The organism is Chloroflexota bacterium (assembly GCA_035652535.1).
GTDB lineage: Bacteria > Chloroflexota > UBA6077 > UBA6077 > SHYK01 > DASRDP01.
Genome location: DASRDP010000002.1, coordinates 1 through 20,358, shown reverse-complemented (window position 1 = coordinate 20,358; position 20,358 = coordinate 1). Strand labels below are relative to the sequence as shown.

Below are 20,358 nucleotides of genomic sequence, written 5' to 3'. Positions count from 1 at the left end.
CGGACCGGTGGACGCGTCCGTCTCCTGCCGCGACTTACGCCGCCGACAGAGAAACGGTACGCGCCCTTCGCCGGGGGTGCACACGGCCGCACGGGTGGTTCGCGAAGCCCCGCCGAGGGAGGAGACGACTACCCGTCCGCGCGGGCCAACGCTTCTGGGCTCACCGTCAGAATCACCCTTGGTTTCGACGTCATTGCCCCGCACCTCGGGGTGTATAGGATCTGTCGGTCCCCGCACATCGGCCGCTTGACCGCTGGCTGCCTGAGAGGCAGAGTAGAGAAAGAGCGACGTCGAAGGACGCGGTGACTGGGGTCGCAGTACGCAGGAGGTCGTCTCGTGCAACCGGAGGGTGGACCCGCGCGACGCCTGTACCGCTCCCGAAAGAACCGCATGCTCGCCGGGGTCGTAGGCGGAATCGCGGAGTACATCGGGGTCGATCCCACGATCGCGCGGGTCGTCTGGGTCATTGTCAGCATATTCCTACCGCCGATGCTGGCGCTCGATGTCCTCCTGTACGTTGCCCTTGCGCTCATCATTCCGCCGAGCCCTGAAGACCCCTGACCAAGCGAGCCTCGACGAGCGGTGCAGGTCCACTCGGTATCGGCGCCCAGGTCCAATCGACAAGGGCAGGAAAGGAGGAGAAGGTGCAGGACCCGCGCGAGCGCAATCGGCGCGTTATCGAGGAGTTCCGGGCCAACCGAGGAATCGTCGGCGGCCAGCAAGCGGGGCGGCCGCTGCTGCTTCTCACCACGATTGGCGCGAAGAGCCACAAGCCCTACACGACGCCGGTCATGTACCTGCGCGACGGCGACCGGCTCGCGATATTCGCAACCCACGGCGGTTCGCCGACTCACCCCGACTGGTACCACAACTTGGTGGCCAACCCGATGGTGACGGTCGAAATCGGCGCGGAACGGTACTCGGCGCGAGCGACCGTCGCCAGTGGGACAGACCGCGACGCTCTCTACGCTCGCCAGGCACAACTCTTCCCACAATTTGCCGACTATCAGCGAAAGACGTCCAGAATCATCCCGGTCGTCATCTTGCAGCGAACGGAGGAGGCCTAAGTCCGCGACCGGGTGCGCTCGGCGCGCCATGTCTCAGCGGCGCTCAAACGGACTGTCGCGCTCAGAAGAGCCAACCTTCCGGGACACGAGACGTCACGTAGAGGTAACCCAGCACGATCGCGACGGCGATGATCAGGCAGGCGGCCAGCAGCTCGAACCCGATCAAGAGCAGCCACCAACTCGGGTATGCTTTTTCCTCTTTGATCTCACGGGCTTCGATCAGCAGCTCCACGGGCGGCTGGTATGAGTCTTCCTCGCGCTGCTCTTCGTCGTGTGTTGCGCCTACGCGCTCGGCAAAGGTCTGGGGTCTCGATCGCTGCCGCATGGCTCATCCTAACCCCGCCGATCCTGCCCGGCTGCCGGGTCGCGCTCCTTGCCTCTCCCATGACCATAAGTGGGCCAAGCGCGCGTGCTCCAGACCCATGGGGGTAGCGCGTTTGCCATCTGCCGGGGTGGTGCCGGGGAGCAGCGGATGCTGGCGCGAGAGCCCGTCGGAAACGGTCATTCACGGCCAGCGGGCGAAGAAGGATGGATGACCTTGCCAATTTGAAACGCGTAGACGACAATCCGCGGTTGGACGTCTCACGTAGAACTAATCGGGCTCGAGCAGGATGTGCCAAGATCGGCTCGCAGCTCACGATCGAGATTCGAGGAGGATGTTCCGTGAAGCGGTTCGTGGCACCGGTGCTCTTCGTCGTCCTGACCCTAGTTCTCGTTGGTTCCGTGGCGGCAAAGGGCGGCCCCGTCTCCGGCGGCCCATCGTTCGGCGTCACGCTGAGCGGCGCGGCAGAGCCCAGCGGGGGTGACCCCACCGGCAGCGGGACCGCGCTGATCACCCTCGATTCTGCCGCGGGTGCGATCTGCGTGGAGGCGAGCTATGCGATTGGCTCGCTGCCCGTCACGGGCGCGCACATCCACCGGGGCGTCGCCGGTGAAGATGGCCCCATCGTCGTGGGTTTCGTGGGCGGCGGTGGTGACCTGCCGAGGCCGACGACGAATTCATTCGCCGGGTGCACCCAGGTGGAAGCGGGCCTGCTTCAGTCCATCGCTGAGAACCCGAGCGGTTACTACTTTAATATCCATGATGGGGACTTCCCCGGCGGCGCCATCCGAGGCCAGCTCGCGCCCTAGCGCCGATCTGTCCGGTCCGACCGATCGTGGTGATCGGCCGGGCACCGCCCATGGAGAACGGTTCCGCGGACCCGCTGGGTCGGCACGCATGCTACCATCTGTCATCAAGACCCCGGAGAGAAGCGCCATGGCAGTCAACATCCAGGCTCCGCCCGTTGAGCGCATCGACCACTGGACCCTGGTCTCGAGCGACATCGAGCGCACCAAGCGCTTCTACACGGAGGTTCTCGGCGCGCAATCGCGGGAGCGCTCGCGGGCCGGCGGCGGACCGGTCGCCGTTCGGCTCGCCAACACGACCATCGATTTCTTCGAGCCCGACGACCATCAGCGCCCATCTCCCGGCGGTGAGGGCCAGCACCATGCCTACGTTATCCGGTACGAGGACTTCGACACGTGGGTTGAGCGCTTTCGATCCTTTGGCATCCCGTTGCGCTTTGGGAATTTCGGCACACGCATGTCAATCATGTTTGACGATCCCGACGGGTACCACTTCGAATTCACGGTCCCCATGGAGAGCCGCGAGCGCGCGCGCCAGGAGCTGACCCGGCGCGGATTCCCCTTCGAGGACTGACCCCCGGCCGGGGGCGCGAATAACCGGCGCGACGGGCTAAGATGATTGTGTGCCCCTCATCCCTTCGACATCGAACTCGCAGACCGCTCGCCGGGAGGAAACAATGCCGATCACGAACGGGACCTTTGTTTGGTATGAGCTGCTGACGACGGATCTGCCCGCGGCGCGCGATTTCTACAGCCGCGTGGTAGGTTGGGAGCCGATGGACGCGCAAACACCCGGAATGGAGTATTGGGTGTTCAAGGCCGGCGGCGAGCACGTGGCGGGGCTCATGACACTCCCCGAGCCAGCGCGGCGAATGGGTGCTCCCCCAAACTGGCTGGGCTACGTAGCCGTGGCGGACGTCGACGCGACCGCCAATCAGGCCACCGCCAGTGGAGGACGCGTGCTCAACCCGCCGATGGACATTCCGAACGTCGGGCGCTTTACGCCCATCGCGGACCCCGGCGGTTCCGTTATCGGAATCTACACCCCGGCAAATCCGGACTCCGAATCGACCGTGCAGCAAATGGAGCGAGGACACATCGGGTGGAACGAGCTCTACGCCAGCGACGTGGAAGCAGGCTTCGCGTTCTACTCGCGCCTGTTCGGATGGGTAAAGAAGGAAGCGATGGACATGGGGCCAATGGGCGTTTATCAGATCTTCGGCACCGACGACGTGACTCTCGGCGGGATGATGACCAAGCCGCCCCAGGCACCCACCGGCTACTGGACGTACTACATCAACGTGGCCAGCATCGACGGCGCGGTCGAGCGGGTCCGAACGGCCGGCGGACAGATCGTCAATGGTCCCATGGAGGTCCCCGGGGGGATGTGGATCGTGCAGGGAACGGATCCCCAGCACGCCCTGTTCGCGCTTATCGGAGCGCGGTAGTTACTTCCACTCCCAGATCGTTGTCTTCGTCCTCCCCTGTTCGTCCACGTCGTGCTCGCCGACGACAAGGACTTCGTTGAGCCGCGAGAGCGAGCCGCCCGGGCCGGCCTGGAAGGCGATGGAGAATCGGAAAGCCGCGCGCATGCCAGCCATCATCTTGCTGACGCCGTGACCAGTCCAGATTGCGCCCTGGCCGTCGGATGTCTCCAAAATGCCCTGCCCTGAGCCATAGAGCTGGCCCGGGACCCGCTCGAACACGGTGTATGTGCCGATGTTTCGCGCGTCGACACCGAAGACCTTGCCGGATTCGTCAACCGTGATCTCCATCTTGATGAAGCGGTAGTCATCGCCGGGTAGGACTCGCATTCCCGTCACGCGGCCGGTCATTTCGCCGATTTTCTCACCCAGCACGTCCCATCCTCCAGCATGAACCTCGTTCTTCTGACTAATCGCGCGAGCACGGAGTCAGACTCCATTCTAGGCATGCTAGACTCGGGCGGCAAACTGGGAGGCGAACCGCCATGGCCGAATTGATCGATCTGCCACGGTTGACAATCGCGGAGCGCGATCGGCGCTGGGCACGGGTTCGACGCGCTATGGACGAGCGCGATCTGGCGTGCATCATCACACCGCCCCATACCGGTCACTGGGAGCTGTACGCCGCGGACACGCGCTACCTCACGCATATCGGCGGCAATTGCTCGGAGACCGCGTGCGTCTTTCCGCGCCAAGGTGATGTCACCGCCATCGTCCTCAATCGCCCTGAGTTCTGGTCGCGCGCTCAGGAATGGGTCGGCGATCTCCGCACGCCAAAGCGCCACACCTGGTCCGCCCCCATGATCGACCGCATGCGCGAGTTGAAGCTGGACCGTGCGCAAATTGGGGTTGTCGGCCTGGAGGGCGGGGTGCGGACCCCGGAGGGCACGATCCCTCACCGATTTTTCGAGGCGTTTCGCGCGGCCTTCCCCAACGCGACGTTTGTGGACGTCACCGTGATGATGGCGGAGCTGCGCGCGGTCAAGAGCCCCGAAGAGCTATCCGTCATGGAGCGCGCGGCGGCCATTGCCGAAGAGGCGATCCGCGGCTTCGTCGACGCAGCGCGACCGGGCGTCCCCGACTACCAGGTGTACGCCGCTCTGTACCACAGGATGCTCATGGCGGGCGGAGAGGTCCCGACTATGGTTCTCTGGGGGACCGGATCCGGGCAGGTGCGCGACGCCTTTCTTCCGACGCGCCGGCCGCTCCAGCCCGGCGACCGGCTCGACAACGAGATCGACGGCAAGTACATGGGATACGTGGCTCAGCGCGTCCAGCCCGCCGTGCTGGGCGACGCGCCGGCGCCGTTGCGCGATGCGATGGAGATGCAGCGCACCGTGTTCAACGCCGCGTTGGAGCGCATGACGCCGGGCACGCGATTTGGGGAGATCGCGAGCGCCATCGACGACGTGGCGCAGGAGATCGGCTGTAAAGCCACCCTCACCATGCACGGCCGCGGGCTCGGCGAGGACCGGCCACTCCTCGTGGGCGGGGAGATGACGCCGGAGATCGCGAATTTTGTCCTGCAAGAAGGGAACGCCTTCATCGTGAAGCCAAACGTCCGGCGCGAGGGCGGACCCGGCATCACCTGGGGGGACACCGTCGCCGTGACTGCCTCAGGGGGAAGGCGTCTGGGCACGCAGCCTCACGACCTGATCGTCATTCCGTGTTGATCGTGGGGGGAGCCCCGGGCTGGGGAGATTCCAGCGGTCAGGTTCACGAGCCCCATTCCCACGTCTCGATGCGGTAGATCTCCGCGGGCGCGTCCGGCGACGTTCGGGCCACTGGACCCTTGAGCTGCGATGACCAGGCTGTGACCACGTCGGTGAAATAGTGGGGAATGATGCCCACGTCCGCGTTGAGGATGTGCTCCATCTGTGCAATATCCTGAATTCGTTCCGACGGGGCGAGGGTCGTGTTCCACGCTTGCCAGAATCGATCATAGTCGGGATTGCTCCAGCCGCCGCGGTTTGTGCCGGTCCAGTGGTTCTCCGGCCGCGGAATGCTGTTGCTGGTAAACGGGGTCAGCCGATCGCTCCCGAGCCCGCCGGTGAAGAGACCGCCGATGAGGGCTCGCGCCTTCTCGTCGCGCAGGCGCGCGGGCCCAAGGGTTCGCGGATTGGCGTCGATTCCCGCCTTGCGCAGACTGTCGGCGAAGACCCGGTTCTCCCGCTCAAAGGTACCACCCGTATTCCACAGATCGATCTGCAGCGGCTCACCGTTGGACCCAGCATAGAAGCCGTCGGCGCCCCGCTCCAACCCGAATTCTTCGAGTAGCTGCTGTGCCCGCCGGGGATCATATTTTCGCTCGGTGATGGCCTTCTGAATCTCGGGATAGTAGTCCGCTTTCGGCCAGCTCAGTGAGTATGTAATGAGTCCCTTGCTGCCTGTGAACGCTTCGACCGCTCCCGGGGTGTCGAAGGCATGAGCGAGCGCTCTGCGGAAGCGTACGTCGAGCACAGCCTTTGGATCAGCGTACTCCGGCCGCAGCTGGATCTGCGTGAAGCGAAAGAGGACCGGGGCGAACACAACGGTCCCCGCGTTGTCCCCCGCCCACTGTTCGTCGAGCGTTGCACCGTCCTGGTGTCCGAGGACGTAGTCGGCGACGTATTGGGCTTCGCCGCTCAGCATCTTGGCGAGCGCAGTGTTGGAATCGGACACGAACTCCAGCTTCACGCGGTCAATCTTTGGTCGGCCCAGGGCATGTCCGGCAAAGGCATCGGCCTCGAGGTAGTCCCCGGCCTCCCAGGTTCCCACCTTGTAGGGCCCGAGCCCGATGTAGTCGGTGGTCCAGAACGAATCGTTGACGAAAGCCGACCAGTCCCCTTGGTCGTACGAGCGCTGAAGGAGGTGTCGAGGAAGCGGTTGGAACGATGTGTCCAGCTGGTCAGCCTCAGGGAATGGCTGACGCCACCGGATGACCACGGTCCGGGGATCCTTTGCGACCACCTCCGCCATTTGCTTGATCGGCTTCGTGCCGCCCGCGCCGAGCTCGGGAGTCGCGAACACCTGCCACCCAAAGACGAAATCGTCCGCGGTAAGCACTTGTCCATCGTGCCAAGTCAGGTTCGGGCGAAGGATATGGGTTGTCTCCATGGTTCCATCGGGCGCGACTCGCCAGCTGTCTGTGTTGAGCCTTGGCAGCTCCTGTTCGAGATACGGGTGGGAAACGTCGTTTTCATCGAGCTCGTCGAGAGTAGCGTTGAACAAGCGCAACGGGGGGTTGAGAGACCCGGAATAGCCCACGAGCGGCTTTGCGGCGAGACTGGGTGGTTCGCCCCGCGCGATGATGACCAGCGTTCGCTGAGGTGAAACCGGAGTTTGATCGGTGGTCTGACCGGACGTCCGCCCGGATGGAGGAGCAGCGCAATTTGCCAGCAGCACGGCGATCGAGATGGCAGGTACGAGCGCCGCAATTTTCCGCATCCTTCACCTCCCGCACTGGCCCGCCCCCCGTCGCGGAGGGCGACTATCCGATCGTGATCACCGGAGCACTACCGATACTCCCACTCGTGGATGTTCCAGTCGGCGCTGCCGTCCAGGCTCGTGATGCGGGGGCCAGTCACTCCGCGAGCGAAGGCCTGCGCGGCCAGCTTCCAGTAGAGATTGATGACCACGCAGTCGTCATTGAGAATCCGGTTCATCTGAATCACGGCCTGCGTGCGCTCGTCCTTCACCAGGCTCGTCTCCCACGTGTCCACGAGACGGTCGTACGCGGGCGTACCGGCCCACGCGCCCCGGTTGGTCCCGTTCCAGCGATTCGCGGCCGTCGGAATGCGATCGCTTCGATACTCCGTCAACGCGTTCTCGCCGGGCGGCGTGCTGGTTGTCGACAGACCGGGGAATGCGTTTCGAAACTCCCGGTCGCGGCCCTGCGACGGCGGCCAGTCTACCTCCTTCACGTCGAAGCCCAGCTTGCGCCACGTGTCGGCCATGATGTGCATCTCGTTGTCGCTGTCTGGAGACGCCAGGACGTTCGTCTCAAAGGACATCCGTCCGAACGCGGGATCGGGGCTATTCCACACGCCGTCCGATCCCTTGATGAAGCCCGCTGCGGACATGAGCTGCGCGACTTTGGACGGGTCGTACGGATAGTGCATGACGGCCTGGTCGAGCTGCCGGTAGTACGTGGCGGTCGGCGGTATGGGACCGATGGCCGCGGTCGTCTTGCCGCCCTGAACGGCTTCGTTCAAGGAGTCGAAGTCGACGCCGTAGTGCAGCGCCTGTCGAACCCGAAGATCGGTGAATGCCATCGTGCTGGCGAACTCCGGGCGGCGCTGGAACTGCACCATCCGGTACAGGTTGGGCGCATCGATCACGGTTCCGCGATCGCCCCATTGCGTTTCGAGCACCTCGCCGTCGTTGAAGCGGATAGAGTCACCCGCCGTGAGCTGCGCCTCTCCGGAGAGCATATTGGCGATGACGGTGTTGGGGTCTCCGATGAACAGCTCCCGGATCCTGGGAATCTTCGCCTTGCCCAGCACGTGCCCATCGAAGGCAGCCCCTTCGAGGAATGCGCCGGTCTCCCAGCGGTCGAGCTTGTACGGCCCGGCCCCAACGTAGTCGGTTGTCCAGAAGGTGGAAGCCATGAAGGCGTCGGGATCGGTCGACTGGAACGGTTGCCCGAGGATATGGCGCGGCAGCGGCGGAAACGCGTTATTTCCCGTGCCGCCGCTTCCTGCCTCCAGCTCGTTTGCGTACGGAAACGTTCGGTTCCAGTCGACCACGATGGTGTCCGGGGACGGCGCGGTCACCCCGGCCATGAAATTGACCGGCGGCGAGCCAGCCACTCCGAACGTGGGATTGCTGAAGACCTCAAAGGCAAAGACGAAATCGTCGGCTGTCAGCGGCTGGCCGTCATGCCAGGTCAGGTTGGGCTTGAGCTTGTACGTCGTCTGCATCGTCCCGTCGGGGTTGACCCGCCAAGCATCCGAGTTCACCTGGGGAACTGATTGGGCGAGGTAAGGCTGAGGATCGCCGTCGTCGTTGCGGATCACGAGGCCGGCATTGAACATGCGCCCAGAGAGATCGGACGTCAGGCCCAGAGAGCGGAACGGCTTCGGACTGAGGCTGGGTGGCTCCGCCCGGGTCGCCACCACCAGTGTTTTGCCCGGGCTTCCCGCCTCCTGCTGCGGTCGAGATGCGGACCCTTCACCGGGGCGTGAGCCGCTCGCCGTGGGGCCGGCGCACGACGCGAGCACGACAGCGACCATGGTCACCGGGAGGACGAATTGCCAGTGACGCATGGTCTTCCCTTCTCGATGGGACCGAAAACCTACCCGGAAACGGGGATCCGATGTACCCTTGACCGGGGTCTCCTGATAAGAGTTAGCTAAGAATCGCACAAGAGATCGATGCCGCGCAACGTCGCGTGTTCCGCGGCGAACGCGAGGGACGTCAACCTAAGGGTTAGCGGGACGAGGAGATAGCCATGACGGCGCAACGCTCGATGTTTGCGATAGGTATGCTCCTCGCCGCCATTGGCGTCGCCTGCGGGAGCCCGTCCGCGCCGGCGGGTCAGCGCATGTCCGGCGACCGGCCGGAGGGATCCAGCGGCCCCCAGCCGACCGTCGTATTCGCCGTTCGGGGCGAGCCGCCGAGCGTCGCGGCGAGGCCCGTCGCGTCGTTCTCGGGCCTGCTCACCCCGCCCAACGACCTGTTCAACGCGGAGCTGGACTACCGGGACGAGCGCGAGGCGCCGCATCCATACCTCGCGGAGGCGCTGCCCGAGCTGAATACGGACTCCTGGAAGGTGTTCCCCGACGGCACCATGGAGACGGCCTACAAGCTCAAGCCCAACCTGACCTGGCACGATGGACAGCCTCTCCTGGCCGAGGACTTCGCCTTCGCCTACCGCGTCTATGCCACCCCCGACCTGGGCCAGTCCTCTTCGGCCCCCATCGGTCAGATCCAGGCCGTTGACGCCCCGGACGCTCAGACGGTGGTGATACGCTGGAACCAGCTCTATGCTGACGCCGCGGTACTGGAAGACGGCTTCCCGGCCCTGCCAAGCCACTTGCTCGCCGACCCGTTCCGCACACTCGAGCCAGAGGCATTCACGGCCCTCCCGTATTGGAGCACGGACTACGTCGGCCTCGGGCCCTATCGGGTGACGGCGTGGGAGCCCGGCGCCTTCATCGAGGGGCAAGCGTTCGATGGCTTCGTATTTGGCAAGCCGAAGATCGAGCGGATCAAAGTCGCCTTTATCCCGGACGCCCAGACGGCTCTCGCGAACGTCCAGGCGGGCGAGGTTCACTACGTCAGCGACTACGTGCTCTCTGTCCCAGATGGGCTCGTCCTCGAGCAGCAGTGGGCGCAGGACAAAGGCGGCAGGGTGCTCTACACGCCGGTGACGCTCCGCTACACGTCGTTTCAGCTGCGGCCCGACTACGTCGAGACGCCGGCGCTGCTCGACGTGCGGATACGGAGGGCCGTGGCCTTTGCCATCGACGCCGCCACGGCCGTCAATGTGCTGACCGAAGGGAAGGGCGTCTCAACCGACACGTTGACCTCACCCCGGGTCGACTACTACGCGCAGATCGAAAGCGCGATCCAGAAGCACCCCTACGACCCGAAGCGGACGCAGCAGCTCATGGAAGAGGCGGGATTCGCCAAGGGCGCCGACGGATTCTTCGTGGGGCGGGACGGGCAGCGGCTGCAGTTCAGCGTGTCGTCGACGGCGGGCATCCGAAACGAGTCCGTTGCCGCGACGTACGTCGACAACCTTCGACGGTCGGGCTTTGACGTCAGTCAGGCTGTCGTTCCCCTGGCGCAGATGCGGCTGCCGGAAACGTCAGCTATCGTGCCGGGCCTCCAGGTCCGCGGCGGAAACAACTACTACGCCAACTACACGACGGATGCGATTCCGCGGCCGGACAACCGCTGGCACGGGTCGAACTATGGAGGCTGGAGCAGCCCCGAGTACGACCGGGCGTACGACGGGTGGCTCACAACCCTGGCCCAGCCCGAGCGAGTGAAGCGCGTCGCGGACATGGAACGTGTGATCAGCGAGCAGGTGCCGATCATCCCGCACTTCTTCGACGTGCAGGTCGACCCCGCGGTCGCGGCGCTTCAGGGGCCGGTGGCGCGCCAGACGCCGGAGTCCGGCGGCCCCTTCCTCTACGCGTACAAATGGGAGTGGCGACCGTAGCGAGCCATCGGGCGAGGCTTGCCAACCGGTGGCCCGCCCTCTACGCCTAGACGAGGATCGTGGTCGATTTCGGAGCCTCGCCCCTTCCGTTCTCCTGGCCGGGACGAATTAGCTCCTTCCGCGTTTCGTAGAGGATCGTCTTCATCTCCTGGCTTGGTCGCCCATGGTGGCCAAGAAGCACCATCGGCCCATCGCCCGAGTTGTGGAGCTGATAGAAGGACCCACCGGTGATCAGGCCTGCCATGCCGGGCTTCAGCACGGACTGGCCGCCATCCGGGAAGTGCATGGTGCACTCGCCCTCGATGACGTAGAAGGTGCCATCCGCGTTGTGGCAGTGCATCTCGTCCTTCTGTCCAGGCTCCAGGTAGATGTGAAAGAAGGCATTGAAGCTCGGGCCGTTCATGAGCGTCGTCCGCCGCGCGTCGGGCTTTCGCGCCATCTCCTTGAGATCGATGACCTTGATGGGCATCCGCGTCCTCCCCCTGCGATCTCGTACGCCAGGTCGGATTATATGCAGCGCGGCGACGTCACGCCGCGCTCCACAGCCGCCGAGGGTTGTCGGACAAGATCTTTTCCACGGCCGTCGACCCAGTTGGCCATTTCGGCTACTTCGCGTCACCGGATCGCCCCGCGCGTGCGAAGCCTGTCGATCTCGTCTCGCCCGAGCCCCAGCTCCGCGAGCACCTCGTCCGTGTGCTGTCCGAGGAGGGGCGGCGCTCGGCGCACCGTCGCCGGCGTCTCCGACAGCTTGAACGGTATCCCGGCCAGCTTCAGCTTGCCAATGGTTGGGTGCTCCACCTCCTCCACCATCCGGCGGTGCAGCACCTGGGGGTCGGCAAACACGTCCGGAATCTCGTTGATGGGTCCGCTCGGCACGCCGCGGGCGAGGAGCGCTCCCACCCAGTAGGCGGCGTCGCGCTGGGCGAACCGCTCGCTGAGCAGCCCGATGAGCTCGTCGCGGTTGGCGACGCGCGCCTCGTTCGTCGCGAACCGCGCATCGGCCGCGAGCGAGGGCTCCCCCACGATCTCGCAGAGAGCCGCGAACTGCCCATCGTTCCCGACGGCCAGCGTGAAGTGCCGATCGCGCGCCCGGAACACCTGGTAGGGGACGATGCTGGGGTGGGCGTTACCGAGTCGGCGGGGACGGCTTCCCGCCGCCAGGTAGTTCGACCCCAGGTTCACGAGCCATCCGACGACCGACTCCAGCAGGGAGACGTCGACGCGCTGGCCGACGCCGCTCGTCTCGCGGGCATGTAGTGCCGCGAGGATCGCCGAGCAGAGATACAGACCCGTCGTGACGTCCGCGATGGCGACGCCGACCTTCATCGGCTCGCCGTCCGGCTCGCCGGTCACGCTCATGATCCCGCCCATGCCTTCCGCGATGAGGTCGTACCCGGGCCGGTCGGCGTACGGCCCGTCCGGCCCGTAGCCGCTGATCCGGCCGTAAACCAGCCTCGGGTTCGCAACGTGAAGTCGCTCGTAGCCCAGGCCCCACCGCTCCATCGTGCCCAGCTTGAAATTCTCGATCGCCACGTCGGCGCCGCGGAGCATACGGAACAGCAGCTGGCGGGCGCTCTCGTCGCGCAGGTCCAGGGCGACGCTGCGCTTGTTGCGATTGATGGCGAGGAAGTACGCACTCTCGCCGGCCACGAAGGGCGGGCCCCAGGTGCGGGTCTCATCGCCCCTGGTCGGCTCCTCGATCTTGATGACGTCGGCGCCGAGATCGGCCAGGAGCATGGCGCAGTACGGGCCAGCCAGCACGCGCGACAGGTCCACGATCCGGACGCCGGCGAGCGGGCCGGGCCCTGCACCGTCGTCTCGCACGTCGCCCTCCGACTTGCCCGCGGAACCTCCGGCGGCCTCTTCCGACCCGCCTCAGGCGGAAATCCGCTACGTCGCTTACACGCCCTTTGGACGCCGCTTTTCCGGGAGTAGTAGCATCTCCGGCAGCCATGCTGAATTTCGCCGACTGGGAGCTGTCTCCCGAGCAGCAGATGATACAGGGCGTGGTCCGCGAATTCGTGGAGCGCGAGGCCATGCCCCTCATGCCCGCCTGCTTCGAGGAGGGCCGATTCCCAACGGAGCTGATCCCGGGGCTCGCGAAGCTGGGCCTCCTCGGCGCCACCATTCCGGAGTACGGCTCCGACATCGACTACACCAGCTACGGCCTCATTTGTCAGGAGCTGGAGCGTGGAGACACCGCGCTCCGCTCGTTCGTCTCCGTCCAGGGCGGACTCTGCATGTATCCCGTCTCGAAGTACGGATCGGAGAAGCAGAAGGAGCGATACCTCCCCAAGATGCACCGCGGCGAGATCATCGGCTGCTTCGGGCTCACCGAGCCCGACCACGGGAGCGACCCGGCGAGCATGGAGACGCGCGCTGTGCGCGATAGCGACGGCTCGTGGGTGCTCAACGGCACGAAGATGTGGATCACCAACGGAACGATGGCCCACCTCGCCCTCATCTGGGCGAAGGCGACGGACGATCAGGGTGAGACCATCCGGGGCTTCCTCGTGGAGACGGATCGACCGGGATTCACCGCGAATCCGGTGCGCCACCGACTCTCCATGCGGGCATCCGCCACCTCGGAGCTGGTGCTCCAGGACTGTCGCGTGCCGGGCGATGCGATCCTACCGGGCGTCCGCGGGATGCGGGGCCCGCTTTCCTGTCTCGACCACTCTCGATTCGCCATCGCCTTCGGCGTGGTCGGAGCAGCGATGGCGTGCTACGAGACAGCGCTGGAGTACGCGAAAACGCGCGTACAGTGGGGACGCCCCATCGCCGGCTTCCAGCTCGTCCAGGAGCGTCTGGTCGACGCCCTGCAGGCCATCACGCAGGGCCAGCTGCTCGCGTATCAGCTCGGGCGCCTGCAGGACTGCGGCCGCCTCCGCCCTGCGCAGATCAGCCTCGCGAAGCGCGCCAACTGCGCCATGGCGCTCGAGGTCGCGCGCTCGATGCGCAGCGTCCTCGGCGGAAACGGCATCAGCCTCGAGTATCCCATCATCCGCCACATGGCGAACCTCGAATCCGTCTACACCTATGAAGGAACCCACGAGATCCACACGCTCGTCGTGGGCTCCGACGTGACCGGGCTTCCCGCCTTCCGCTAGCGGAGTACACTAGGCTCATCGTCGACGTCCGGTTCTTCTTCGATGGTCGGAGGTTGGCCCATGGGCGAGCTACTCGGCATCGGCTGTCCGCACGGTCCACAGCCGCGCTTCACCGACGAGACGATGGCGAACAACTACTTCCGCCACAATCTCCAGAGCGAGAAGACGCCGCCGCTCTGGAAAGACCCATCCGCCTGGCCGGAGGCCATGCGGCAGGAGTGGGGTGACGACGAGGGGGTGGCGGCCGCCCGGCGCCACCGCGATCAGGTGATCGGCGCGTACCGCCGCGCGCGCGCAGCGCTCGACGCGTTCCATCCGGATTTTGTCGTGATGTTCGGCGACGACCAGTACGAGAACTTCAAGGACGACGTCCTCCCGCCGTTCTGCGTGTACGCGGCGGATGAATTCAGCCTCGGCGGCCACGGGTCCCGGGTGCGGCGGGCGCCCAACGGGCTCGACTACGGAGTCCCGATGGAGCGGGAGCCGGGCCCGACGACCGTGGCAGGAAGCAAGCGCTTCGGCACGCACCTGGCGGGCGAGCTGATCCGGCGAGGGTTCGACGTCGCGTGCTCCTGGCGGCTCCACCACCTGGAATCGCTGGGGCATGCTTTCGCCTTCACCATCGACTATCTCGACTGGGACCGACGCGGGTTTCCGTACCCGCTTATCCCGTTCCACGTGAGCGCGTATGGGGAGGACATGCGCATGCCCTTGCCCGGCGTGGAGGCCGCGACGGGTCGGCTGCCCGAAAGCATTCCACCCGACACGGTGCTGCCGCCGCCCTCGCCGCCCCCGTGGCGGTGCTACGACCTCGGGCGCGCCGTGGGCGAGGTCTGCGAGTCCTCACCGTACCGTGTCGCCATCATCGGGACCGCCAGCTGGTCCCACGCGTCGCTCACGAACATCCACGGCTTCGTCTGGGGTGACGTGGAGGAGGACCGCCGCCGGTTCGACGAGCTGAAAGAGGGCCACCAGCACCGCTGGCGCGAGATCGATGCGCGCCAGCTTCGGGCCTCCGGCCAGCACGAGATGCGGAACTGGATCTGCCTCGCTGGCGCTATGGCTGGGCGCACCCCGGAGATCCTGACGTACGCCGAGACGTATATCTTCAACTCGTCCAAGTGCGTCGCGCTGTTCCCCCCGCGGCCCGTCTCGGCTCGCGCGCAGGGCGGGTGAACGCCGACTCCGTCGCTGACCCGTCGAGGAGCATTGCCATGCTGACAAGTGAAGAAAACGAACGCATTACGCGCGTTGGCCCAGGGACCCCGTGCGGTGAGCTGCTCCGACGCTACTGGCACCCGGTCGCGGCGGCATCGGAGCTGACGCCCGAGCGGCCGATGAAGCGCGTGAAGATCCTCGGAGAGGAGCTGGTCCTGTTTCGGACCGCCTCCGGCGCGTACGGGTTGCTCGCCGAGCACTGCTCCCACCGGGGCACGTCGCTCTTCTACGGGTTTCACGAGGGCGAGAACCTCCGCTGCCCGTACCACGGCTGGCTCTACGACACCGAGGGCCGCTGCGTGGAGCAGCCCTTCGAGCCCGCCCAATCGTTGATGCGCCACACCCTTCGGCACCCGGCCTACCCGGTGGAGCGGCTCGCCGGCCTGCTCTTTGCCTACATGGGCCCGCCAGAGAAGCGGCCGCTCCTTCCGCGCTGGGACATCCTGGTCTGGAAGCACGGAACGCGGAGGCTGCAGATCCGTCCGGTCCTGAGCTGCAACTGGCTCCAGGCCGAGGAGAACACCGCCGACTTCGTCCATACTTTTTTCCTGCACGGATGGATGGCGCGTCTCCAGGGCCGCGGGGACGAGGTCGGCTTCTTTACGCGTCCCTTTGCCCGGTACGGCTTCCAGCCGTGTCCGTGGGGCATCATCAAGTCCTGGGAGTACGAGGGGGAGAAGGCAGGGTCGGGCTGGGGAAACATGGTGCTGTTCCCCAACATGTTGCGCCAGACGGACACGATGAGCACGCTGCACTGGCGCGTCCCCATCGACGACACGCACACGACGATCTTCCAGGTGCTCTTCCGCCCCACGCCCGGCGGCAACGTGGTGGACGAGGACCAGAATCCGCCGGTCGTGTACGACGATTCGTGGATGGGCGAGGACGGCGACTACCACCTGCGCACCTTCCCGAGCCAGGACGGCATGGCGTGGGAGACGCAGGGTCCACTGTACGATCGGCGCACCGAGCACCTGGGCCAATCCGACCGCGGGATCGCCATGCTGCGCCAGATGCTCCTCGAGCAGATCGCCGTCGTGGAGCGCGGCGGCGATCCCATGGGCCTCGTGTGGGACGCCGCCGAAAACGAGCTGATCAACCTCGAAGGATGGGCCTCCGAGCGGGACGTGCGGGCTGGTGCCGGCGTGAGCCCCCTTGGCATCGAACGCATACCGCGGGAGCGCATCTTCGACGACCGGTATGAGCTGGTCGAAGTGCCGTTCGGCTCGGCGCGACCAGCGCCAGGATCCATGGCTGGCGCAGCCAGCGAGCGGCGCCGTCGCTGAGACAGGCGCAAGCAGAAGCAAGTCAAAAATCGTGGGGGGTTGAGTCTGTGGCGTACGAGCTGAAGGTCGGCCTCGCAGGTCTGGGGGCGGCGGCCCGCATCGTTCTGCCGGGCCTGGAAGTCCTGTCGCAATCGCGTCTGACCGCTGTGGCGGACATCCGCCGAGACGAGGTCGAGCGCTTTGCCCAGCGATTCGAGGCGGAGGGGTTCAACAGCGTCGAGGAGATGTGCGCCAAGGGCGACGTCAACGTGGTCTACGTGGCGACGCCCAACGAGCTGCACGCCGAGCACACCATCATGGCCGCCGAATACGGCAAGCACGTCATCTGCGAGAAGCCGATGGCCATCACGATGGACGAGGCGAACCGCATGATCGACGCGGTCGAGCGCAACGGCGTGCAGTACGTGCAGGGGCACAGCAAGATCTTCCGCCCGATCTTTCGGAAGATGGCGGAGATCATCAACAGCGGCCGGTTGGGGCGCGTGCTCCAGATCAACACGTGGAACTACAACGACTGGATGCGGCGGCCCATGCTGGCCTCGGAGGTCGACGAAAAGAAGGGCGGGGGCGTCGTGTTTCGGCAGGGGCCGCACCAGTTCGACATCAGCCGCTTCCTGGGCGGCGGAATGATCCGCAGTATCCGGGGGACCGTGAATCGAGCGTTTCCCGTGTTCGACATCGAGAGCAACTACTCGGCGTTTGCCTTCTTCGAGGGAGGCGCCACGGCCCTCATCGGCTTCAACGGCCTGGGCCATCTGGACATCGCGGAGATGACCTGGGCCATCGGGGAGGGCGGCGGCGTCCATACGGAGCGGGCGATGTACGGCGAGCGGCTCAAGCCCACGGGCCCGGTCTCGGTGGAGGACCGCTACGCGATGCCGCAATATCAGTTCGGCGCGGCGGCCGGGCACGGGCCGCGGCCCGAGCGCCACCAGGACTTTTTCGGCATCACCATCGTGAGCTGCGAGCGCGGCGACATTCGGCAGTCGCCCGACGGCCTGTACGTGTACACGGAGGACGGGCGCGAGGAGGTCGCCGTCGAGCCCGACGTCAACACGCGCGGCTTCTCCGAGCTGCGCGAGCTGCGCGCGGCGATGGACGAAGGCCGACCCGTGTTCCCAAACCACCTCTGGGGACGGGCGAGTCTCGAGGCGTGCATGGCGGTGATCCAGTCGTCGCGCGAGAATCGGGAGATCGAGCTGCGGTACCAGGTGCCATCGCCGGTCCTCACCGCTCCAGCTCCTGCCTGAGATCGGAGGCACCAGCGCGCCGCGCCGACGTTGCGCGGAAGTACAGAAACGCTAGTCTGCGCCGTGATAGAAGACGGCGCGAGGTCCCGACGGGCGCGGCAGGAGGCGATGGACGCGCTTCACCTCCCGAAGGACCACTGAGCTGCGGACCCGACTGAACCCGCGCATTCGATCCAGTACGTCTTGAAGGGCCGGGATGTCCGCCACGGTGGCCTTGACCAGGTACTGGTCCTCCCCGCTGATCCGATAACACGCTTCGACGCCCTCAACCTCCTGGACCTGGCCCTCGAAGCGTGCGCCCCCGTGGTCGTCGAATGGCATGCCGAGGGTGATGAAGGCGCGCACCGCGAGACCCATCCCCTCGGGATTCACTTCCGCATGGTAGCCGCGCAGGACGCCGCGGTCCTCGAGCCGGCGGACTCGATCCGTGACGGCAGGCCCGCTCAGGCCGACCGCCAGCCCCAACGCGCGCATGGTGATCCGGGCATCCTGCTGGAGCAGATCGAGGATCTGCAGGTCAACCGGGTCGAACATCGCCGCATCCATAATGTTCTCCATCGTTCGCATACACGATAGTTGTATCAGCAGAATCCCGTAATCGCTTTCAGAACGAATGTAACCCCGTTGCCACGCCGCTCTATCATCCCTTACAGACTCGACAGGGAACGCATCGTTTATCAGGAGGGACCAGCGTGGCACAGATCCAGATCGCCCACGGGCTCGAGGGGGTCGTCTCCCACGCGACGCGTCTCAGCGAAGTTGACGGCGCCGCGGGCCGGCTCATCATCCGCGGCTACGACATCGGCGACCTCGTCGGCCAGGTGTGCTTCGAAGAGGCCGTGTATCTGCTCTGGCACGGGGACCTACCGGACCGGGCGCAGCTCGACGGGCTTCGCGCGGAGATGGTCCGGGCGCGCCGGCTCCCCCAGCCCGTGCTGACATGGCTTCAAGGGCCCGGCCGTCAGACCGAGGGAATGCACGCCCTCCGGATAGGCATGGCGATGCTGACCCTCGACGAGCCGCGACCCGACGACGTCAGCCCCCAGGCGAATCTGCCCCGCGCGATCAGGCTGACGGCCCGGGTCCCGGAGCTGATCGCGCAGCACGCTCGCGCGCGCTCGGGACATGCGCCGGTCGAGACTCCCGACGACCTGGGCTTCGCCGCCGGCTACCTCTATGCCCTGGAAGGGCGACAGCCCGATCCGGTGCGCGTCGAGGCGCTCGATGCGTATCTGGTCACCGTGATCGAGCATGGAATGAACGCGTCGACCTTCGCTGCGCGCGTCATCGCATCGACCCAGTCGGACATGGTCTCGGCGCTCACGGGAGCCGTCGGCGCCCTGAAGGGCCCGCTCCACGGTGGCGTGCCCGGTCCGGTCCTCGCCATGGTGCAGGAGGTCCGGCAGCCGCAAAACGCGGAGCGCTGGGTGCGCGCCGCCCTCGCGCGCGGAGAACGCATCATGGGCTTCGGTCACCGGGTATACAGGGTTCGGGACCCGCGCGCGGAGGTGCTCGGCCGCGTGGCCGAGCACCTCGCGGGGGTGACGGGAGACCGCGGCCTGCTGGACCTCATCCGCGCCGTCGAAGAGTCCGCGGTGCGGGTGCTGGCGGAGACCAAGCCGGGGCGCGCCCTCTACGCCAACGTGGAGCTGTACGCCGCGCTCGTGCTCCACGAGGCAGGCATCCCGCCGGAGCTCTTCACCCCGACCTTCGCGGCCGCCCGCACGGCCGGCTGGACCGCGCACATCCTGGAGCAATACGCGGACAACCGCCTGATCCGACCTCAGTCCGTCTACGTCGGACCACGAGACCGCGCGGTGCTGCCGCTCGCAGCGCGACCCCCAGCCCACCCCGGCCGACTCCGGAGCTGCTGAGGGTCATCGACCAACCTTCGGGGCGGCTCCGGTGTACGATGCAAACCGACGAGTCGCCGTCGGGCGCGGGCCTCGGCGCTCGGAGGAGGTATGGATGGCGCGCGCGAGCATGACCGTCGACCAGGCCGTGTGCGAGACGCTCTCCCAGTACGGCGTCCAGTACGTTTTCGGCATGCGCATCTACACCGATCTCGACACGTCCCGCACTCGGCCCATCAACATCCACCACGAGTCCTCCGCCGAGCTCATGGCCTACGGGTATGCCCGCGTCAGCGGCAGACCGGGCGTGTGCGCCGTCAACCGCCCAGGGACCCCCAATGCGCTCATGGGCCTTGCCGAAGCCTACAACTCGTCGGTGCCCATCATCGTCCTGCTGGACGGCCTCCCCGTCGGTCTCGACGGCAAGAACGCCCTCTATTCCTACGATCAGGTGGCGCTGATGCGCCCCCTGGCGAAGTGGGTCGCCGAGGTCCCAAACCCGGCGCAGATGCCCGAGATGCTCCGCAAGGCGTTCCGAATCGCCACTTCTGGCCGCCCTGGGCCAGTCGTGCTGATCCCGCGCGGGATTGCCGATCGCGAGGTCCCCGGCGCGCGGATCTTCGCCGAGCCGCAGTTCGCCGAGTACCCCGCGACCCGGATCCCGCCCGATCCGGCGCTGATCCGGGAGGCGGTCCGCCTCATCGCGGAGGCGGAGCGGCCGTGCATCGTGGCGGGCGGAGGAGTAAACACGTCGCGCGCGTGGGACGAGCTGCGCGCCCTCGCCCACCTGACCCAGATGCCCGTGGCCACCA

Annotated in this window: 20 protein-coding genes; 13 read left to right on the top strand and 7 right to left on the bottom strand. The window is 66.2% G+C overall.

Annotation, left to right across the window (positions count from 1 at the left end; all coding sequences use genetic code 11):
- Positions 1 to 336 precede the first annotated feature (336 nt).
- Together VFC51_00385 and VFC51_00380 are read left to right on the top strand one after the other, a co-directional pair.
- Positions 337 to 561: a PspC domain-containing protein gene (locus tag VFC51_00385; GenBank protein HZT05462.1), complete on the top strand. Its 225-nt coding sequence runs from the start codon at positions 337 to 339 to the stop codon at positions 559 to 561.
- Between the two features lie 83 nt (positions 562 to 644).
- Positions 645 to 1,067, top strand: a complete 423-nt coding sequence (locus VFC51_00380) for a nitroreductase family deazaflavin-dependent oxidoreductase (protein ID HZT05461.1) — start codon at positions 645 to 647, stop codon at positions 1,065 to 1,067.
- Positions 1,068 to 1,128: 61 nt separating this feature from the next.
- On the opposite strand, the gene VFC51_00375 is transcribed toward VFC51_00380, so the two are convergent.
- A complete protein-coding gene (locus VFC51_00375; GenBank protein HZT05460.1) occupies positions 1,129 to 1,392 on the bottom strand; it encodes a hypothetical protein in 264 nt (87 codons plus the stop codon).
- Positions 1,393 to 1,730: 338 nt separating this feature from the next.
- Here VFC51_00375 and VFC51_00370 point away from each other — a divergent pair, with 338 nt between their 5' ends.
- The 3 genes from VFC51_00370 to VFC51_00360 all read left to right on the top strand — a co-directional run bounded on the left by VFC51_00370 (position 1,731) and on the right by VFC51_00360 (position 3,643).
- Positions 1,731 to 2,198 carry a CHRD domain-containing protein gene (locus VFC51_00370; protein ID HZT05459.1) on the top strand — a complete coding sequence of 156 codons (468 nt, stop codon included), beginning with the start codon at positions 1,731 to 1,733 and terminating at the stop codon, positions 2,196 to 2,198.
- Between the two features lie 127 nt (positions 2,199 to 2,325).
- Complete coding sequence (locus tag VFC51_00365; protein ID HZT05458.1) at positions 2,326 to 2,769, top strand: VOC family protein; 444 nt, start codon at positions 2,326 to 2,328, stop codon at positions 2,767 to 2,769.
- Positions 2,770 to 2,872: 103 nt separating this feature from the next.
- Positions 2,873 to 3,643 carry a VOC family protein gene (locus VFC51_00360; GenBank protein ID HZT05457.1) on the top strand — a complete coding sequence of 257 codons (771 nt, stop codon included), beginning with the start codon at positions 2,873 to 2,875 and terminating at the stop codon, positions 3,641 to 3,643.
- On the opposite strand, the gene VFC51_00355 is transcribed toward VFC51_00360, so the two are convergent.
- Positions 3,644 to 4,054: a hypothetical protein gene (locus VFC51_00355; GenBank protein ID HZT05456.1), complete on the bottom strand. Its 411-nt coding sequence runs from the start codon at positions 4,052 to 4,054 to the stop codon at positions 3,644 to 3,646.
- Between the two features lie 110 nt (positions 4,055 to 4,164).
- Here VFC51_00355 and VFC51_00350 point away from each other — a divergent pair, with 110 nt between their 5' ends.
- A complete protein-coding gene (locus VFC51_00350) occupies positions 4,165 to 5,352 on the top strand; it encodes a M24 family metallopeptidase (protein ID HZT05455.1) in 1,188 nt (395 codons plus the stop codon).
- A gap of 43 nt (positions 5,353 to 5,395) precedes the next feature.
- Here VFC51_00350 and VFC51_00345 read toward each other — a convergent pair whose 3' ends face one another.
- Both VFC51_00345 and VFC51_00340 read right to left on the bottom strand, forming a co-directional pair.
- Positions 5,396 to 7,105, bottom strand: a complete 1,710-nt coding sequence (locus VFC51_00345) for an ABC transporter substrate-binding protein (GenBank protein ID HZT05454.1) — start codon at positions 7,103 to 7,105, stop codon at positions 5,396 to 5,398.
- A gap of 68 nt (positions 7,106 to 7,173) precedes the next feature.
- Positions 7,174 to 8,925, bottom strand: a complete 1,752-nt coding sequence (locus VFC51_00340; protein ID HZT05453.1) for an ABC transporter substrate-binding protein — start codon at positions 8,923 to 8,925, stop codon at positions 7,174 to 7,176.
- 185 nt (positions 8,926 to 9,110) lie between these two features.
- Here VFC51_00340 and VFC51_00335 point away from each other — a divergent pair, with 185 nt between their 5' ends.
- The gene (locus tag VFC51_00335; GenBank protein HZT05452.1) at positions 9,111 to 10,829 is read left to right on the top strand and encodes an ABC transporter substrate-binding protein; all 1,719 of its coding nucleotides are present in this window, start codon (positions 9,111 to 9,113) and stop codon (positions 10,827 to 10,829) included.
- A gap of 46 nt (positions 10,830 to 10,875) precedes the next feature.
- Here VFC51_00335 and VFC51_00330 read toward each other — a convergent pair whose 3' ends face one another.
- Entirely contained in the window at positions 10,876 to 11,298 is a 423-nt protein-coding gene (locus tag VFC51_00330) for a cupin domain-containing protein (GenBank protein ID HZT05451.1), read from the bottom strand.
- A gap of 146 nt (positions 11,299 to 11,444) precedes the next feature.
- Entirely contained in the window at positions 11,445 to 12,653 is a 1,209-nt protein-coding gene (locus VFC51_00325) for a CaiB/BaiF CoA-transferase family protein (GenBank protein HZT05450.1), read from the bottom strand.
- 128 nt (positions 12,654 to 12,781) lie between these two features.
- Between VFC51_00325 and VFC51_00320 the strand changes: the two genes are divergently transcribed.
- From VFC51_00320 to VFC51_00305, 4 genes are read left to right on the top strand one after another with little or no spacing between them, the layout of a single operon-like run.
- Complete coding sequence (locus VFC51_00320) at positions 12,782 to 13,939, top strand: acyl-CoA dehydrogenase family protein (GenBank protein ID HZT05449.1); 1,158 nt, start codon at positions 12,782 to 12,784, stop codon at positions 13,937 to 13,939.
- Between the two features lie 60 nt (positions 13,940 to 13,999).
- Entirely contained in the window at positions 14,000 to 15,115 is a 1,116-nt protein-coding gene (locus VFC51_00315) for an extradiol ring-cleavage dioxygenase (protein ID HZT05448.1), read from the top strand.
- A 38-nt stretch (positions 15,116 to 15,153) separates the two neighbouring features.
- Positions 15,154 to 16,443 carry an aromatic ring-hydroxylating dioxygenase subunit alpha gene (locus tag VFC51_00310; GenBank protein ID HZT05447.1) on the top strand — a complete coding sequence of 430 codons (1,290 nt, stop codon included), beginning with the start codon at positions 15,154 to 15,156 and terminating at the stop codon, positions 16,441 to 16,443.
- 47 nt (positions 16,444 to 16,490) lie between these two features.
- Entirely contained in the window at positions 16,491 to 17,693 is a 1,203-nt protein-coding gene (locus VFC51_00305) for a Gfo/Idh/MocA family oxidoreductase (protein ID HZT05446.1), read from the top strand.
- Between the two features lie 51 nt (positions 17,694 to 17,744).
- Here VFC51_00305 and VFC51_00300 read toward each other — a convergent pair whose 3' ends face one another.
- Entirely contained in the window at positions 17,745 to 18,239 is a 495-nt protein-coding gene (locus tag VFC51_00300) for an Lrp/AsnC family transcriptional regulator (protein HZT05445.1), read from the bottom strand.
- 146 nt (positions 18,240 to 18,385) lie between these two features.
- Here VFC51_00300 and VFC51_00295 point away from each other — a divergent pair, with 146 nt between their 5' ends.
- Together VFC51_00295 and VFC51_00290 are read left to right on the top strand one after the other, a co-directional pair.
- Positions 18,386 to 19,567, top strand: a complete 1,182-nt coding sequence (locus tag VFC51_00295) for a citrate synthase (protein HZT05444.1) — start codon at positions 18,386 to 18,388, stop codon at positions 19,565 to 19,567.
- 94 nt (positions 19,568 to 19,661) lie between these two features.
- Positions 19,662 to 20,358 (top strand): thiamine pyrophosphate-binding protein (locus tag VFC51_00290; GenBank protein ID HZT05443.1); only part of this gene is annotated, 697 nt, incomplete at its 3' end.